The organism is Streptomyces sp. NPDC050528, from assembly GCF_044457795.1.
GTDB lineage: Bacteria > Actinomycetota > Actinomycetes > Streptomycetales > Streptomycetaceae > Streptomyces.
In genome coordinates, this window is sequence record NZ_JBITHH010000001.1 from 1,227,219 (window position 1) to 1,242,914 (window position 15,696).

The window sequence follows — 15,696 nt, forward strand, 5'->3', positions numbered from 1 at the left end:
ATCGACCCGGGGGTCGCGTGACCAGAACGGTATTCCGGAGCGAGCACCTGCCAGCGGCCGAACGCCTGGCCGCCTTCACCGAATTCCTGCACACCTGCGACCCCCCGATGCGCGTCACGAGCACGGCACCGGACCGTTTCCGGGCCACGGCCCGCGCCCGCGACCTCGGCCCGGTCCACATCCTGGAGCTGACCTGCTCCCCGTCCGTGATCCGCCGCACGCCCCGCCTGATCCACCGCTCCGACCCCGCCGTGTGCGCGGTGCTCTTCCCCCTACGGGGCACCCTCACGGCCTCCCAGACAGGCCACGAGGCCCTCCCGCACGGCCGGGACCTCACCTTCTACGACAGCTCCCGCCCCCCTCCGCCTGCGGATCGCGGTGGACGCATTGCCACATGAGTGGGCTCTGTGCGCCAACGCCCCAACTGCCCCTTCCCTGCACGCTGTTGATCAGGACGACCACTCCGCTTCCAACGCTCCGAAAGAGGTCGCAGTGAAGAAACTCCGTCGTGCCGCAGTCAGCGCCGTGGGCGCGCTCGCCGCGAGCGCCGGGCTGATGTTCCCGGGTTCCGCGCAGGCGGCGACCACGTACTGGCAGTTCCAGAACGCCAACTACCTCACGTGTCTGACGGCCGGTGACACCGGGACGGCGTTCGCCACGTCGTGCGTGGGGAGCTACCGCCAGCAGTGGGACTTCGTCGGCGCCGGCACCTACAAGAGACTCGTGAACCGCGAGACCGGCACCTGCCTGACGAGCGACAACGAGACAGACACCAACGCCGTCTGGATGAGCTCCTGCACCGGCGACTTCGGCCAGTTGTGGAAGTACGACAGCTCCACCGGGTACATCGTCGACGACATCGGGGATACGTACGAGGGGCACCTGAGGACAAGCACCGTCCAGAACGCGGTCTACGCCACCGACCACCCCCAGACGGGGATCCCCGAGGACAGCTTCGGCTGGTACGGCACCCACGACTGACCCTCAGCCGACCCCGGACCACACCTCCACACCCGCCACGATCACGGCCAGCCCTTCCTCGAAGTGCCGGTCGTAGTCCTCGAAGATCTCCGCGCCCGCCGCGGCCGACAGAGGGAAGTCGGCCATCAGGCGGGCGCGTTCGTCCACGTCGTACCCTTCGCGGCGCTCGTCCGGCAGCGGCTTGACGCCCTGTTCCTCGCTGACGAAACCGATCGTGAAGAGGTACAACGTCGAGGTCGCGCGGACCGCCTGGGCGAGGGTGAAGCCGGCCTCGGTGAACAGGCGCAGGGTGTTCTCCATCTCCACGGCGTGCGGCGTGCCGGTGAAGCGGGAGCCGCTGAAGACCTTGGCGCCGTCGCGGTAGCCGAGCAGCGCGTCCCGCAGTCCGCGGTTGGACTTCAGCAGCCGGTCCCGCCAGGTGTCCCCGGGGGCGGGCCGGGCGTCGGCCACCATCCGGCGGTACATCTCCGTCGCCATCTCGTCGAGCAGCGCCTGCTTGTCCTTGAAGTGCCAGTACAGAGCGGGCGCCTTGACGTCCAGCTCCTTGGCGATCGCGCGCAGGGACAGCCCGTCGAGGCCGACCTCGTTCAGCAGCTTCAGGGCGGTGTCCGCCACGCGCTTGCGGTCGAGGGGGGTGCGTCGTTCCGTACTCACGCTTGACAGCTTAACAGCGTTAAGGGCACGCTGATGCCCGTAGCGACTTAACGGTGTTAAGGAGATGGGATCATGACGGAACACGTGGATGTACTGATCGTCGGCGCCGGCCCGACCGGCCTCACCCTCGGGATCGACCTGGCCCGGCGCGGAGTGGACGCGCTGGTCGTGGAGAAGGCGGACGCACTGTTCCCCGGCTCGCGCGGCAAGGGAATCCAGCCCCGCACGATGGAGGTCTTCGACGACCTCGGCGTGATCGGCGCGATCCTCACGAAGGGCGGCCCCTATCCGACCGGGGCGGTCTGGAAGGACGGCCGGAAGGTCGGCGAGCACGAGATGTTCGAACCGTCCGAGACCGACCCCGACACCCCGTACGGCAACCCGTGGATGGTGCCGCAGTGGCGCACCCAGGAAATCCTGTTCGCCCGGCTGACCGAGCTGGGCGGCACGGTGGCCTTCGGACGGGAGGTCACCGGCTTCGCCCAGGACGAGACGGGGGTGAGCGTCGAGTTCACCTCCGGTACGGCGGTCCGCGCCCGGTACCTCGTGGCCGCCGACGGCGGTCGCTCGGTCGTCCGCCGAACCCTGGGGATCGGCATGACCGGCGAGACGGTCGACCCGAACCCGATGCTGGTGGCGGACGTCCGGATCACCGGCCTGGACCGCGACAACGTGCACGTCTTCCCGCCGCACGGCGACGACGGCTTCCTCGCGGTCTTCCCGCTGGCCGGCACCGAGGACTTCCAGGTCGTCGCGCAGTTCCCGGAGGGCACCGACGTCGACCTCTCGCTCGACGGCATCCGCAAGACCGTGGCCGGCCGCAGCCACCTCGCCCCCGAGGACGTCACCGAGCTCCGCTGGTCCTCGGACTTCCGCCCCCGCGCCGCCCTCGCCGACCGCTTCCGGCAGGGCCGGGTCTTCCTCGCCGGGGACGCGGCGCACGTGCACTCGCCGGCCGGCGGCCAGGGCCTCAACACCAGCGTCCAGGACGCCTACAACCTGGGCTGGAAACTGGGCGCGGTCCTGCGCGGCGAGGCCCCCGCGAGCCTGCTCGACACCTACGAGGAGGAGCGGCGCCCGAACGCCGCCGAGATGCTCGGTCTGTCGACGAAGGTCCACCGCGGCGAGACCCGCCGGGGCGAGGCCACCCGCCAACTGGGCATCGGCTACCGGGAGTCGAGCCTCACGACGGAGACCCGGGCGGCCTCGGACGGGCTGCGGGCCGGCGACCGCGCCCCGAACCGGACCGTCGCCGGCGTACGTCTCCTCGACGCCTTCCGGGGCCCGCACTGGACCCTGCTCGCACTGGGCACGAAGGCACCGGCGCTCGGGGACAGCGACGCCGTACGCGTCGTAGCAGGGCCGCCGACCGAGACGTACGGAACGGGCCTCTTCCTGGTGCGCCCCGACGGCTACGTCGGCTGGGCGGGCGACACGGACGACGGCCTGGCGGAGTATGCGGAACGCTTCGGCCTGGACGCCTAGTCGGTCAGACGGAGCTGGCCAGTGAGAGCTTCAGCGCGAAGCCCAGGAACAGCGCACCCGCCGCCGAGGTCGCGCCCGCCGCGAGCCTCCTGCGGCGGCGGAAGGCCGTCGCCAGCCGGGTTCCGCTGAAGATCAGGGCACTGAGGTAGAGGAAGCTCGCCAGCTGCGCGAAGGCGCCGAGCACGACGAAGGACAGCGCGGGGTAGGCGTACCCCGGGTCGACGAACTGCACGAAGAAGGCGACGAAGAACAGGATCGCCTTCGGGTTGAAGAGGCTCACGACGAAGGCACGGCGGTAGGGCCGCTCCTCGGCCGCCTCCGCGACGGGGGCCGGTTCCATGGCCGCCCGCTCCTTGCGGCTGCGCCACATCGCCCACGCGGCCCGCAGCATCCCGAACGCGAGCCAGGTCAGATACCCGGCCCCCGCGTACTTCACGATCCCGAACAGCACGGCGTTGGCCTGCAACAGCGAGGCGACCCCGGCCGCGGAGAGCGTCATCAGCACGGTGTCCCCGCACCAGACACCGGCGGCGGCCGTGTACCCGGCACGGGTGCCGCGCCGGGCGGCGACCGAGAGGACGTACAGCGAGTTGGGGCCGGGCAGCAGGACGATCAGGACGAGGCCCGCGAGGTAGGTGGGGAGGTCTATGACACCGAACATGAGCACGAGTGTCGCATGCGCGGAACGCCGTTCGCGGCCTGCCGTCCGGGGGTACGTGTCCGGGGTACGAGGCCGGTGAGACGACAGGGGTCCGCGATGCGTACTACGGGTATGGGGAGGCCTACTGCGGGCAGCGCACGGGCGTTCGCCGCCGCGGCGGCCCTGTCGGCGCTGGTGACGGTGTGCGGCTGCACGGTGCAGGGAACGGACGCGGACGGCGGGCACCATCTGCCCGTACGCATCAAGCTTCCCGGCAGCAGCACCACCGGCAGCAGTGACGGCAAAGCCTCCGCATCCCCGACCCCCGCCCGCGCCGCGAACGTCCTGTGGGCGCGCGGCGACAGCGGTACCGACGTGCGCGAACTGCAGGCGCGGCTACGGCAGGTGGACTGGCTCTTCGACGGGCCGACCGGGACGTACGACGACCTCACCGAGCAGGCCGTCGCGGGTTTCCAGGGCAAGCGCGGGCTGCCGAAGACGGGACAGACCGACAGCGTCACCTGGCAGCGGCTGCTGAAGATGACGCACGAGCCGGGCAAGTGGGACCTGTATCTGATGGGCGGCCAGCCGGCGGGCGCCCCCGACCCGCGCTGCCTCACCGGCCGGGTGCTGTGCATCGACAAGACGAGCCGCACCCTGCGCTGGATGATCGACGGCCGCACGGTGTCGACGATGTCGGTGCGGTTCGGCGCGGAGCCCACCCCGACCCGCGACGGCGTGTTCCAGGTCTACTGGAAGGCCCGCACCTGGGAGTCCACGCTCTACCACTCCCCCATGCCGTACGCGATGTTCTTCAGCGGCGGCCAGGCGGTGCACTTCTCGTACGACTTCTCGATGCGGGGGTACGCGGGCGGCTCGCACGGCTGCGTCAACGTACGGGACGAGGCGGCGATCGCGAGCCTCTTCGCACAGGTACGGACGGGCGACAAGGTCGTCGTCTACAAGTGAGTCGTCGTCCACAAGTGATATGAGGCGCGGGCGGGACCGGGGGAACGTGTCCCACCCGCGCCGGGTGCACGAGCCGTAGGTACGGGGGGAACCCCGGCTCTGTGCGATGGCCGATGACCAGTCGGCTCACTCAGTACTGCGCCAGGGCGGCCGGAAACGTCACACCTGCCGCGAAAGAATTTCCACGAATTGCGTAACCGCAGGTCAGCGCCGTGCGATCGGCTCAGAGGGCGCTGTACGTCGGGCTCGGCGACGGGGTCCGCCGGGTGTCGGTGGTGTGTGCCGGGGCCGGGGTGGGCGGCGCCTGGTGCCGGGCGAGCGGGGTGAAGGTCGAGGGGCTCGTGGTGGAGGCTCCGTTGTCGTCGTGACCGCCGCCGCTGCCACCGTTGTTGCCGCCGCCGCTGCCGTTGCCGCCGCCCGGTGCGATCGGGGCCATGTGCCCGTCGTCGCCGCCGCTCTGGCCGCCGGCCTGCTCGTCGGAGTCGTTCTGGTCGCCGCCCTGACCGCCACCGGTCTTGCCGTTGCCGGTGTCGCCCTTGCCGCCACCCTTGCCGCCGGTCTTGTCGTCCGTGTCGGTGCCGGTGTCCTGGAGGAGGCCCTTGCAGTACGTCCACACGTGGGAGGTACCGCCCGCCGCACCCTCCAGGGTGTGCTTGCGGCCGGGGGCCAGGGGCTTGCCGTCGCGCACGGCACGGCAGGACGAGGTGACACCCCGCCACCATGTGCCGGAGCCGACGGACTTGTCGTCACCGGCGCCGGTGGAGGGCGTGGGGTTCGTGCCGCTGCCGGCGGCCTCGCCGGAGGAGTCGTCGGAACCGCCGCCCGTGGTGGGCGTACCCGCGCCGCCGGTGCCGCTCGGCGAGGGCGAGACGAGGGTGCGGTCCGGCGGTGTCTCGGCGGCGGAGATCGAGGCGGCGGGCGCCGGGTCGTCGTGGAACGGCGTGGGGAGGACTCCCGTGGCGGCCGCGACCGCGACCCCGCCGAGCATCCCGACGGCGAGCACGGCGGTCAGGCCGTAGCGCACGGGCCTTCCCCAGCGGGAACCCGGGACGGTCGAGACCGGCCGGCCGAGCCGGACGAGCCCGGCGTCGGAGGAGTGCGCCCGGCCGCGCCGCCCGAGAACCGCGACATCGTTGCCGGTGCGCGCCGCCCGGAAAGCGGCCAACGCGGCTTCCTCGCCCGGGAGTTCGACCTTGGCGGGCGAGGGTTCCACGGACAGCGCGCCGAGGGTCCTGGCGAGCCGCTCGGCCTGTTCGCGGGCGGCCGGATCGACGGCTTCCGGGGACTCGCCGCGCAGCAGACGCTCGGCGGTCTCGCGGTCCAGCCATCTGTAGTGCTCGTCGGCCATCACATGTCCTTCTGCGTCCGCGCGCGCGTATGCGTCACAGTGGCGGACGTCACCGCGCGGTCGCGCGGGTCTCGCTGGGGCGGCAGGGCGTCGAGGGCCGCGGCCGAATCCGGGTCGCCGCCGAGCAGTTCCGCGAGCCGTTTCAGACCGCGGTGCGCGGCCGTGCGGACGGCGCCGGGCCGCTTGCCGAGGGTCTCCGCGGCGGTCTTGGCGTCGAGGCCCATGACCACCCGCAGGACGACGGCCTCGGCCTGGTCCTGCGGCAGTTGGGCGATGAGGGAGAGGGTGCTGTCGGTGGCCAGGGCCTCGATGGCCTCGCCGGCGGTGTCGGACTCGGCGGCGCGGCCGGTGAGCTCGGTCTCGTCGCCGCCTATCGCGGGCCGGCGGCCGCGCATCCGTATGTGGTCCAGGGCGCGGTTGCGGGCGATCCGGGCCGCCCATCCCCGGAACCGGTCCGCGTCCCCGCTGAACCGGTCCAGGTCACGGGCGATCTGCAGCCAGGCCTCGGACGCGACGTCCTCCGCGTCCGGATCGCCGACCAGCGTCCGTACGTATCCGAGCAACCGTGGGTGCACCGTGCGGTACACAGTCCGGAACGCGGTCTCGTCCCCGTCCTGTGCCGCAAGCACCGCGGCGGTCAGCTCCGCGTCGTCCCCCAGCACGTGGTCCCTCGAATGGTGTTGGTCGCGTCCGCACTCCGGCGCGAAAGGCACGTTACGACCTGAAACTGTTCCTCGTCCATGTCCGTACAAGCTGCAACTACTTGGTTCGGGGGTGCGGTGTGACAGAAAACGCACTCATGGCGCTGTAAAAAGTACGGGCCGCCGCGCGGCCCGTACAGCGCGACGGCCGGGGCCTCTCCTGTGGGGGGTGGCGGCCCCGGCCGTCTCCGCGGTTTGCTGCTCTGGCCTGCGGCGATGCATGACATTCGCGACCAACATGACCAGCGCGTGACCAGTAGGGACCGCCGGTCGCCGTCTCGGCAGCAGCTGGTGGCTCACACGTGCAATCAGAGCCCGTCCAGATGTTCAGACTGCGGCTCAGCCCGGACGATCGACGGCCGGGAGTTCTTGCGGCTGGTCATCGCCGGTGTGGAACAGACACTCGCAGATTTCCGCGCCAAGCACTTCCCGCCCATCGCGCCGGCCTGAGCGGCGAGTGATGGCACGGAGGGCGATGGGGTCCATCAGATCCCAGGGACGACTCCTCACCCCTGACGTCCGCGCCGCCGACGGCCGTCTCACGCACGACGTCGTCGAACACGTCCACCAAGGTCTGCTCAGCGACGTTCCAACTCAGGTCATCGTGGCGAAGAACGGCGACCCGCCAGGGGACTTGGGGGGACGCCACGGCCTGCGCATTCAGCACGGCGGGATCTGAGCGCGCCGGATTTTTCCCGGCAGAGGCCGAGAACCGAGCGCGCGCCCCGACATCCAGGACCAGCCGATGACTCCGTATGTCGATCGGCACGACGATCTTCACCAGGCCCAGGACGTACGACGCTCAACAGCGCCAGGATGCACTCGACGCCCGCTCCCGGTGCCAGCCGGGCACTCCTCACCCCGGGTCCGCGCCCCCTGGCTGTCCACCCCTGGTGCCCTACCGACCGGCCTGCGCGAAGTGCTCCGCCGCGACTGCGCCGGTCCGTACGAACCTCTGCGGGCCTGCCAGCGCATCGTTGATCTCCCATGACGGCGGTGTGAACGACGGCGCTATTGCCACCACTCACCCGCCCGGAACCCAGGCAAATTCCTGCTGACGGTGGATCCGGCGCGACTGCTCCACCTACGCCGGGCAGTGCACACGACTCAGTGAGCGACCGGAACGAGAACGGACACGGCGCCCGCCCGAGCGGGCCCTCTCCGATGCCGAACCAACCGGGAAGACCCGCGAGATCCACACCGAATGAAACGGCACTTACGGCTCCTCCGCGCGTCACCGCCGAGTTGCGGCTCGGCGGGTCAACCACAAGTACGTCGAGCGCGTGATGCGCGAGGCCGACATCATCGGCGTGCACCTGCCTTCGCGACAGGGAAGATCGCGGAGCTCCCGTCGAGCCTTACAACTACCTGGTCGCGAAGCGTGAGACCGCGTCAGCCTTGGTGGTCATGGGACTCCTGTTTCAGTCGTTCCGTTCCAGGAGGCTCCGTTCCGCTTCGCCGATCAGAGGTGGATGATCATCAGCTCCCAGCCGTCTTTTGGCATGCCCTTGATGATTCCTTTAATCGGCACCTTTCAGTCATGTACGCGCCACCCCCTGTCGAAAGTTCAACCTCGCACCTAAGTTGGCACCGCGTTTCAAACGTTTGTGCGGATTGAGTGGGGCTCGGGGGGACCGCCCTCCAAGAGGCGCTTGACCAGCGTCATCGATCCGTATTCGTCGTGCTTCGAGGGGGAGTCAGTAACCATGTTCCAGCTCAGGACGAGTCTGCGTGCCGTCACCGTCGCCGGGATGCTGGCCTTGGGAGTGGTGGCCGGACCGCAGGCGGTGGCCGTCGACCGGCCCGCCGTTCCGCTCGCGAAGGCGGCCGACGCGACCACCCGGGCCATCGCCGAGGCCGACCCGCAGGCCGCGGCGGCAGCGGCCACCGTGTGCGGGACCGGGTACACCCTGTTCCACGCCGTCCCGCTTCCGGAGGGGACGGACCCCAACCTGCGGTATGCCACGTTGTTCTCCTACCAGAACGGCGGCAAGGGCTGCGCCATCCTCGACAACAACGTCGGGACGGCGCGGTACATGTACCTGCACGTGTGCAAGGTGGACGGCACCGGCTGCGCCACGGACTCGGGGAACTTCAGTGAATACGCGGGCCCGGTCTACGTCGCCAGCGCCGTCTGCGCACCCGTCACCGCGAAGATGGGGCCGAGCTCCAGCAACCTGTACTTCACCTACACCTCCGAGTACATGTTCACCTGTGACTGAGAACCGACCCGGCACAACCCAGGCCTGCGCGCGCTTCCTGTTGGTGGCCATGGCCGCAGGACCGCTCGCTCTGACCGCCTGCGGCAGCCAGGGAAGCGACCGGGCCGACACGTCCTCCGTACCGCGTTCCCCGGCGTGCGGCGGCCGCCCCCAGCGGGGATCCCGTCCGGCCGACGAACACCGCTGTTCCCGATCCCGAGGACTACGGATTCGGGAAGGCCGCGGCCACGGCGGCGCACGGTGAGGTCGTCGCGTACACGCCCCGCCTGGTGTCGGGACGGGTCCTGGTCCCGCTGACCTTCCACAACAGCGGTGACGAACGCGTGGCCTACACCGTCACCGTGACGGTCGTGGGCGGCGGGCGGAAGTCGCCGTTCACGGTCGTCGAGAAGGCCGGCGACGTCTGGCCGGACACCACGTGGCCGACCCAGGCGGACATCACGGCCTCCGGCGCCACGACCGGGACGAACGACACGAGGATCAGCTTGAAGGTCGTCCAGAACGACCCGTTCGCCGGCACCAACTGACCTGCTGTCACTCTCACCCCGGGGTGGGCGGCCCCACTCGTGCCCGGTCGGAGGCTCCTGAGGCCATCGTCCGCGCGGCCCTCGACACCACCGGCGACACCCGCGGAAATACCACCGCCCGGCCCTCACAGCCTTCGCTGGTCACGGGCGGGCGGAAACAGGCAGCTCAAATGCGCCCTGCTTCTCTCCGCATTCGCCTGCATGAACGCCACCCCCGCCTCTCGCACCACCTACGACCGCCGACGAGGCCGCGGAAAAACCCACCCCCAGGCCCTCCTCCGCCTGGCCCGTCAACGCATCAGCGTCCCGGGCGCCTTGACGAAGGGCATAGAGGCCCCGCACTCAGCCAGTCACGCTCCTGACAGAAATGGTTCAATTCTGTGAGATACAGCAAAAAAGCACGGATATCTTTAGCTGCAATAGCAGCCGGAGGGGTCCTGGTCGGACTCCTCCAGTCCACCGCGTCGGGCCTTGAGCAACGGTCCACAGACGCGCCTCCGACAAGCACACACCCGGCACACGATTCCACCGCCAGACCCCCCACCAGAATCGCGAAACCGGCCGGAACGTTCGGTTCGGACTGGAAGACGTCCACAGACCGGGCCGTCACCGCAGCCGCGGACAGCGACGGTCTCCACCTGCTGGTCGCCGACAGCTCATCCGCGTACACGTGGAAGACCGCGGCAGTCCTGAACGAACCGGGCATGCCCGGTGACACCTGGATCGGCAACGCGTGCGTCATCGACCACGCCCATGCGGCAGTCGTCTACGCCCCGCGCACCTTCACCAACCACCCCGACATGATGCTCGGGGGAGCCTTCACGGCGATCGTCGATCTCGACAAGGGAGTGGTGAACAAGCTTGCGTTCACCGCGTCTCTCGCCTACTTCGACCCCACCTGCAACCCGGCAACGCACACGGCGGCGTTCACCTCGCAGCGGGACGGCGAGTCACGACTGATGACGGTGGACACGTACGGCCGCACCATGGCCGACACCGTCGCACAGGGGCAGGTCACCTCCCCGGTCCCCGTGAGCGACGGTGTGATCGCGGCGCTCGGCAACCAGCTCGTGCACATCGACCGCAAAGGCAGCACGAAAACCCTCGTCAGGACCAGCCGGGCCCCGTACGACATCCACGCGCTTCCGGGCGGGAAGATCGCTTTCCTCGACCGCACGGGCAACACCACGACACACGCCAAGACATACACAGCGGGCAAGGTCGCCACTGTCGCCACCGGCAAGCTGGAGCAGCTCGCTCTGAAGCAGGCCGGCACCAGCCGGGTGTTCCTCACCGGCAAGCCTTCCGGCACGACGCGGCTGTCGGGCAGCGGGGTGAGCCTGCTGGACGCGCCGGCAGAAGCCGACGTGTCGAGCCTGGGCCGACTGGCCGTCAACCCTGTCCTCTCCGACGCCGTCCAGAGCGGCCTGGACAACGTCAAGAACGCGGGCAAGGGCTTCACCAAGGGTGGTGAGCCCGTTCCCGCCGAGCCCGGCCACGCCCTCACGGTCACCGGCGTCGCGACGGCCACCGGGAAGCCCACCACGCAGCTCGCCGCCGAGCCCGGCGCGGCGGTGGGGGGCGCCAGGCTGTCCCCGGCCCTGGCCGGCACTCCCAGCGCCAAGGCGTCGGCAGCGGCGGCCAGTATCGAGAACGACCCGGTGGACACCGACCGCTGGTGCTCGGTCCCCCGCAACGACGTCGGTCAGCTGGCCCTGCAGCCAACCCCCAACCAGGTGGAATGGGCCGTGGACATGGCAGTCCGCGGAAACCTGCGCTCCAACTACCTCACCCAGGGCGGCTGGCGCTCACAGACCGGTATCGGCACGATCGACCCGCAGGGCCTGTTCCCCATCCCGACCCTGAACGGCGGCAACGGCAGCAGCCGTATCCCCGCCCAGGTCGAACTCGGCATCCTGGCCCAGGAGTCCAACCTGTGGCAGGCGGAACAAGGCTCCATCCCGGGGCAGATGGGCAACCCACTCGCCGCGGTCGACGGCTTCTACGGCCATGACGGCAAAGCGACCACGCCGGCCGCCCACTGGAAGATCAACTGGACGAAGTCCGACTGCGGCTACGGAGTCGGCCAGGTCACCGACGGCATGCGCCTGGCCGGTTACGAGAAGACCGACGACAACGGGCACAAGGAGACAGCCCTGTCGCCAACCCTGCAAAAGGCCGTGGCGCTCGACTACGCCACCAACATCGCCGCCTCGCTGAAGATCCTCGCCGACAAATGGAACGAGGTCCACACCAGCGGCCAGATGGTCACCGCCAACAACGACGACCCCTCGAAGCCGGAGAACTGGTTCACCGCCGTATGGAACTACAACCTCGGCTTCAACAAACCCGGAGCGGATACCAACTGGGGCCTGGGCTGGTTCAACAACCCCGCCAACCCCGACTACCCGCCCACCCGTAAAGCTTTCATGAACACCGACCTCGACGCGTTGGCCATCAAGGACGCCGCGCATCCGCAGGACTGGCCGTACGAGGAGAAAGTGCTGGGATGGGCCTCCTGGTCCATGGACAGTGGCCACTCCTATGCCACTTCCGGCCGTCAGGACTGGCCGGGCGAGTCCGGATTCTCCTCCGCCGGCTTCCGCCCCGCGTACTGGAACGGCACCGACCGGACCGTCGTGGACATCAACAGTGCGAAGTACAACCGGGCACACGCCAACCCGACGCTCGATACTTTCTGCAACACCAAGAACAACTGCAGCGCGACCAGTCCACCCGACTGCCCCAACGCGGACTGCTACAAGCAGTACTGGTGGCACGAGTCCAACGCCACCTGGAAGTCCGACTGCGCCACCACCTGCGGCTTCGAGAACATCAAGTACGTGACCCTGATCAGTGAGCCCGGCCGCGGCAACCGCCTGCAGTACGGAACCCCGCTCTGCTCCGGCGCGGCCAACGACGGCCGGCCCAACGGCTCCTGGTTGGTCGATTCCGTACCCGACGCCACCGAGACCTGGAGCAGCTGCGGGAAGTCCTATTCGAGCGGAACCTTCAAGTTCGCCTTCAACGCGGACCCGGCAGCAACCGGTCCCGGCCTCGGCCCGTTCGAGGCCAAGGCCGATCTGCATCAGGTCGGCGGTGGCTATCAGGGGCACTACTGGTACACGCACACCCGCGATACGCCCCATCTCGGTGGCGCCGACGGGCCGATGACCATGAAGGGCACCTGGACGCTCAACCAGAACCTCAGCTGGGCCCGCGTCCTGGTGTATCTGCCCGACACCGGCGCCCAGACCCGGCAGGCCACCTATACCGTCGGGGGCTCGGACAGCACCAGCCCGAACAGGGTCGTATTGCAGCGCGCCGGCGGCTGGGTCAGCATCGGGGCGTTCCACTTCACCGGGACGCCGACAGTGTCCTTGTCGAACTCGACGGCGGACGGCACAGGGGACGAGGACATCGCGTGGGACGCGGTGGCCTTCCAGCCCCTCACCGGAAAGCCGGCGAACTCCATTGTGGCAATGGGCGACTCCCACTCTTCGGGCGAGGGCGCCAGCGGGGCCGGCGGCACGGACTTCTTCCCGGAGACCGACCACATGGACAATGTGAACAGCGCGCTGATCGACAAGTGCCACCGCTCCAAGCTCGCCTGGTCCCGGCAGGCGACGCTACCCGGCTCCGGCACCTCCATCGGAGCCCTGGCCGACAGCCTCGACACACAGACGGACTACCACTTCATCGCCTGCTCAGGTGCCCGCACCTACAACATTCTCACCAGCGGACAGTCCCACGAAGTGCCCCAGATCGACGCCGGCTACCTCGACCAGAACACCACCCTGGTCACCCTGTCGGTCGGCGGCAACGACGCCAGGTTCTCGGATGTGTTCACGCAATGCGCATACGGCGCCGGAACGGAGCAGTGCCAGAACACGGCGATAGGGAACAAGGACCCGATCACAGGCGAGGACGTCGCCGGAGACACCGGACCGCTCAAGGACTGGGCTCCCACATGGCTGCACGACCAGGTCCGGCCACGCATCAGGGCGGTGCTGACGCGGATTCACGATGTGGCGCCGAACGCGAAGATCATCCTCATGGGCTACCCGGAGCTGCTGTCGGGGGCCAAGGACTGCGTGGCGGGAATCGGCATGGAGGAGGAGGCTCCCTGGCTGAACTCGGTCGCAGACATGCTGGACACGGAGATGGGCGGCGCCGCGTCGGACGCCAAGTCCCAGGACGGGATCAACGCGGTGTTCGCTGATCCCCGCAACACGTTCTACGGCAAGACGGTGTGCGGTAATCCTGAGGATGTGAACGGCATCGTGGAAAACGGACGCTCCCAGGCGGACGCCGAATCACCCAAGCCCGCCATGGCGTCGTTCCATCCGAAGATCGCGGGAGCCCGCCTCTACGCCGACGTGCTGCAGCAGTATCTGCCGTAGGGAAGCGAGGAAGTCCGGGGAAGAGGCCGAGTTCCAGGCCCTTCCCCCGGGCCGGGGCCTGGGTACGCGTACTCAGGCCCCGGCCATCCCCACCCCTGAGTCGCAGCCGCGTTCGAGGGGGAGGCACGGAAACTCACCGCGCTGATCTCCGACGGCAAACCCGATCTCAAGGACCACGGCGCGTGCGGAGTGTCGACTCACACCCCCGCACCCATTTAAGTAGGGATACTCATGACTTCGCGTGCCTGCCGGATGGATTCTGGCCGGGTGAGTACAGATCCTGAACGTACTGGTCGGGCCGTGGCCGTGTCCGTGGGCCTGGCTGTTGTCGAGCTGTTGGCTCTGGGCCTGATCTGGTTGTCCTGGATTTCGTCCTACTGGTCGGCCTTTGACGCGCAGGACTACGGTGCGCCGCCGGGCCCCTACCTGCAGAAGGCCGTGTTCGTGGCGGCAGCCGCCCTGGTTGCAGCTGTTGTAGCCGGAATCCGCCGGGTACCTGTGGTTGCCGTCACCCAACTTGTCATGGTCCTCGCCATGTGCGCGGCCCTGACCGGCGCGAAGGTCGCCGGTGAACGCATTTACGAGTCCTCCTACCGGGATGCCTGTCTCTCAGGTCTGGCCTGTGACGCACCTTCACCCCCGTGATGAGCTGTTCCTGGGCCGAGGACCACGAGGCCGACGACGCTGAGGCAGTCCGAGGAAGGACTGCCACCGTGCTGACAGGTCAGCACGGAAAATCGCGACAAAAGAACCACCCTGTCCGCATTTTCGCAGGTTAGAGGGGTGCATGGTGTGGATGCCCAGGGGAGTCGAACCCCTGGCATTTACACGGCAGGACCGTTCCGCAGGCAACCTGCCCGCGCCGGGCGCGACAGCCCACAGATGCCAGGCACCCTTACCGCAAGCCCAGCGCGTGACCAGTAGCGGTCAGGAACAGACAGAAACCAGGAGTGGCAGCCCCGGCCGTCTCCGCGGTGTCCCTCACGGACTGACCCGACGCTGACCGGCTGTTGACAGGTTCTTCACAGCCGCACGGCACGTTGACGCCATGTTCTCCTCAACGCACATCACCCGTCGCCCTGTCTTCCGCGTCTTCCACCCCGTCCTGGCCACCGCCGCGGCCGCCGCGGCCCTCGCCCTGCTCACCGCCTGCGGCGGCGGGAGCGGGAGCGGAGACGGAGGCGGAAGCAAGGCCACCCGCGACGAAGGCGTCGCCTCCATCAAGAGCCCCTCCGCCGAGAGCCCCTCCGTGAGCGCCGGGCAGTCCGCCGCCGCGGACGCCGGTGAGGTCCGGATCCGGCTGGACGACACCGCCGCGGAGATCAACAGGAAATGGGCCGGCTGGACGCACTGCCTTGAGCAGCACGGCGTACCGAAGGACCACAAGCCCGTCGCCGGCAGCCCCGCACTCAAAGCGTGCGAGTCGAAGACCCCTTTGCAGCCACGGGAGTTGGACCCGGCCACCAATCCGCGCTACGGCGACGGTGTGCGCGCGATGGTGAAGTGCATGAACGGCCACGGGATCAAGAGCCTTGTCAAGAACGGCAATTGGGCGCTGGTGAACAACGGCGACATGGAGCGGTCCGACTTCGACACATACCGGGTCGAGTGCCAGGTCAAGGCGTTCAAGTAGCGGGTTCGCGCGGGGGCGTCCGTCCACGCGCCGCGCCCCGAAGCCGGCGCGAGAACATCAGACAGAAGCGCGAGAACACCAGACAGAAGTCTGACTGCGGTCTGACAGGATCTTCATATCCTCGGGACACGGT

The 15,696-nt window shown here is 69.0% G+C and carries 14 protein-coding genes and 1 pseudogene; 11 read left to right on the forward strand and 4 right to left on the reverse strand.

The genetic code is table 11. The features are described from left to right. The first annotated feature begins 17 nt into the window (after positions 1-17). On the forward strand, positions 18-398 hold the full coding sequence (locus ACIBK4_RS05660) for a hypothetical protein (protein WP_398992386.1): 381 nt from the start codon (positions 18-20) through the stop codon (positions 396-398). Between the two features lie 94 nt (positions 399-492). Continuing rightward, a complete protein-coding gene (locus ACIBK4_RS05665; protein WP_398992388.1) occupies positions 493-981 on the forward strand; it encodes an RICIN domain-containing protein in 489 nt (162 codons plus the stop codon). Positions 982-984: 3 nt separating this feature from the next. On the opposite strand, the gene ACIBK4_RS05670 is transcribed toward ACIBK4_RS05665, so the two are convergent. After that, on the reverse strand, positions 985-1,635 hold the full coding sequence (locus ACIBK4_RS05670) for a TetR/AcrR family transcriptional regulator C-terminal domain-containing protein (protein ID WP_398992390.1): 651 nt from the start codon (positions 1,633-1,635) through the stop codon (positions 985-987). Positions 1,636-1,707: 72 nt separating this feature from the next. Between ACIBK4_RS05670 and ACIBK4_RS05675 the strand changes: the two genes are divergently transcribed. Further along, a complete protein-coding gene (locus ACIBK4_RS05675; protein ID WP_398992392.1) occupies positions 1,708-3,120 on the forward strand; it encodes an FAD-dependent oxidoreductase in 1,413 nt (470 codons plus the stop codon). Between the two features lie 4 nt (positions 3,121-3,124). On the opposite strand, the gene leuE is transcribed toward ACIBK4_RS05675, so the two are convergent. Next, positions 3,125-3,781, reverse strand: a complete 657-nt coding sequence (gene leuE, locus ACIBK4_RS05680) for a leucine efflux protein LeuE (protein ID WP_328679798.1) — start codon at positions 3,779-3,781, stop codon at positions 3,125-3,127. A gap of 96 nt (positions 3,782-3,877) precedes the next feature. Between leuE and ACIBK4_RS05685 the strand changes: the two genes are divergently transcribed. Further along, positions 3,878-4,729: a L,D-transpeptidase family protein gene (locus tag ACIBK4_RS05685; RefSeq protein ID WP_398992394.1), complete on the forward strand. Its 852-nt coding sequence runs from the start codon at positions 3,878-3,880 to the stop codon at positions 4,727-4,729. A 223-nt stretch (positions 4,730-4,952) separates the two neighbouring features. Here the strand turns inward: ACIBK4_RS05685 and ACIBK4_RS05690 are convergent, their stop codons facing one another. Continuing rightward, the gene (locus tag ACIBK4_RS05690; RefSeq protein WP_398992396.1) at positions 4,953-6,077 is read right to left on the reverse strand and encodes a hypothetical protein; all 1,125 of its coding nucleotides are present in this window, start codon (positions 6,075-6,077) and stop codon (positions 4,953-4,955) included. Next, complete coding sequence (locus ACIBK4_RS05695; protein WP_398992398.1) at positions 6,077-6,739, reverse strand: RNA polymerase sigma factor; 663 nt, start codon at positions 6,737-6,739, stop codon at positions 6,077-6,079. The genes ACIBK4_RS05690 and ACIBK4_RS05695 overlap by 1 nt, the downstream gene beginning before the upstream one ends. Positions 6,740-7,253: 514 nt before the next feature. Here ACIBK4_RS05695 and ACIBK4_RS05700 point away from each other — a divergent pair. From ACIBK4_RS05700 to ACIBK4_RS05730, 7 genes and pseudogenes are all read left to right on the forward strand, one after another. Continuing rightward, positions 7,254-7,457: a hypothetical protein gene (locus ACIBK4_RS05700; RefSeq protein WP_398992400.1), complete on the forward strand. Its 204-nt coding sequence runs from the start codon at positions 7,254-7,256 to the stop codon at positions 7,455-7,457. A gap of 1,027 nt (positions 7,458-8,484) precedes the next feature. Continuing rightward, on the forward strand, positions 8,485-9,000 hold the full coding sequence (locus ACIBK4_RS05705; RefSeq protein WP_398992402.1) for a hypothetical protein: 516 nt from the start codon (positions 8,485-8,487) through the stop codon (positions 8,998-9,000). Between the two features lie 269 nt (positions 9,001-9,269). Further along, positions 9,270-9,527, forward strand: a complete 258-nt coding sequence (locus tag ACIBK4_RS05710; protein WP_398992404.1) for a hypothetical protein — start codon at positions 9,270-9,272, stop codon at positions 9,525-9,527. Between the two features lie 150 nt (positions 9,528-9,677). Beyond that, positions 9,678-9,911, forward strand: a pseudogene (locus ACIBK4_RS05715) (hypothetical protein); the annotation flags it as partial. Positions 9,912-10,231: 320 nt separating this feature from the next. Next, the gene (locus tag ACIBK4_RS05720) at positions 10,232-13,930 is read left to right on the forward strand and encodes an SGNH/GDSL hydrolase family protein (RefSeq protein ID WP_398992406.1); all 3,699 of its coding nucleotides are present in this window, start codon (positions 10,232-10,234) and stop codon (positions 13,928-13,930) included. Between the two features lie 252 nt (positions 13,931-14,182). Next, the gene (locus ACIBK4_RS05725; RefSeq protein ID WP_398992971.1) at positions 14,183-14,575 is read left to right on the forward strand and encodes a DUF6234 family protein; all 393 of its coding nucleotides are present in this window, start codon (positions 14,183-14,185) and stop codon (positions 14,573-14,575) included. Positions 14,576-14,978: 403 nt separating this feature from the next. After that, on the forward strand, positions 14,979-15,563 hold the full coding sequence (locus ACIBK4_RS05730) for a hypothetical protein (RefSeq protein ID WP_398992408.1): 585 nt from the start codon (positions 14,979-14,981) through the stop codon (positions 15,561-15,563). Positions 15,564-15,696: the final 133 nt, after the last annotated feature.